Source organism: Sphingopyxis sp., from assembly GCF_050725615.1.
Lineage (GTDB): Bacteria > Pseudomonadota > Alphaproteobacteria > Sphingomonadales > Sphingomonadaceae > Sphingopyxis.
Genome location: NZ_JBOHHU010000162.1, coordinates 1 through 1,590 on the forward strand (window position 1 = coordinate 1; position 1,590 = coordinate 1,590).

The following is a 1,590-nucleotide window of genomic DNA, read 5'->3' on the forward strand; positions in this document are numbered from 1 at the left end:
GTCGAAGGGCGCCTATCCGAGAAGCGCCCTTCGACAGGCTCAGGGCTACGGTTCAATCTAAATAGGACAGGCTCTAGGTTCCCTCCCCTGAAGGGGAGGGCTTTTGTGCCTTAATTCCCGCCGCTGACCTTTGCCGGCGCCGACGCCACCGTCGGCACGACCGGCGGGGCGATCATCGTTGCGGCGGGGCGGCCGGGCTGGGCGAAACTCGCCACCACCGGCGCGTCGCGGCCATAGATGTCGGCGAGTTTCCTGACGCCGCCCTTGTCGCCCGGGATCACCGTCCAATAGGCGACATAGACCGGAAAAGGCTGGTCGAAGGCGAAGCGCGTCGTTTCGCCGCTGGCGATCGCCGCGCCGAATTCCTCGGGGCTCTTGCCCGCGAACATCACCGTCATCAGGCCCGAGAAATGCAGCGCGCGTTCGGTGCGGATGCAGCCATGGCTGAAGGCCCGAGCGGTCGCGGCGAAGGCGCCCTTCGACGGCGTGTCGTGGAGGTAGATCGCATGCGGGTTGAGCATTTCGAGCTTCATCACGCCCAGCGCATTGCCCGGCCCGGCCTTTTGCACCACCGACAAGGTCTTGCCGCTGCCCGTCCAGGTATAGCCCTGTGCGCGGGCGTGGGCGGGGTTGTTCGCGATCGTCGCGCCGATGCCTTCGTTGATGATGCTGCGCGGCAGCGTCCAGGTCGGGTTGACGATGATGCCGGTCGCCATCGGGTTGAGCTGCGGCGTCGCGGTCGTCGCCTTGCCGACGACGGCCTTGTGCGTCGCGATGATCGTGCCGCCATGGATGACGCGGGTCAGATATTCGGGGACATTGCTGACGATATAGCGCTCGCCGAGGTTCTGCGGCATCCAGCGCCAGCGTTCCATGTTGACGCGGATCGCATTGGCGTCGGCGCCCTTGGCGGTCGCGAGCGACGCCTTGAGCGCCGCGAAGTCGGGGTGGACCGGATCGAGGCCGGCGAGCGTTTCGGGGATCGAGCCGGCGAGCAGCGCCGTGTTCAACATCGACACCAGCGGCATATGATCGGCGTCGCTGTCGACCATGAACCATTGTTTGCGCGCCGCATTGGGCGTGCGGCCGTCGCGCAGGTGGGTGGCGAGCAGCAGGAAGCTGTCGGTCGCGGTGCGGTCGAGCCGCGCCTGATCGTCGCTGACGATCGCCGCGGCGAGGCCTTCGGGGTTGTAATCCTTGGCGAACAGGCCCTCGGCGCCGATGCCCTCGATGCTGCGCAGCAGTGCCTCGGCATTGGCTTTCGACCAGCTCGGCAGATTGGCTTCGGCGGCGCTCTCGATCTGGGGGGCGTCGTCGTCGACCTTGTCGGGTTGCAGGACGACCGAATCCTCCTTGACCGCCGTCTGGGCAAAGGCGGGCGCCGCGACCAGCGTCAGCGGAAGGAGCAGGATGGCGGCACGGCGGGCGGAAACGGGGGAGATTTTGACCATGGATAAGGCCCATAGCCAAAAAGCGGGGGTTATGAAAGTGAGCTGGGCCACAGCCCGCCGCATTGTCCGCCGCGCGGGATCAGGCCGCGTCCGTGAGAAATCACCGTAGCCCTGAGCCTGTCGAAGGGCGCTTCTCGGA

1 protein-coding gene is annotated in these 1,590 nt (G+C 66.5%); it reads right to left on the bottom strand.

Features of this window, described 5'->3' with window-relative positions:
• Positions 1-110: 110 nt before the first annotated feature.
• A complete protein-coding gene (locus ACREB7_RS20815; RefSeq protein WP_431594165.1) occupies positions 111-1,451 on the bottom strand; it encodes a L,D-transpeptidase family protein in 1,341 nt (446 codons plus the stop codon).
• Between the last annotated feature and the right edge of the window lie 139 nt (positions 1,452-1,590).

Excerpts from the sequence above, each read along its gene's own strand:
- ACREB7_RS20815 (WP_431594165.1), bottom strand. The coding sequence starts at position 1,451 with ATGGTCAAAATCTCCCCCGTTTCCGCCCGCCGTGCCGCCATCCTGCTC.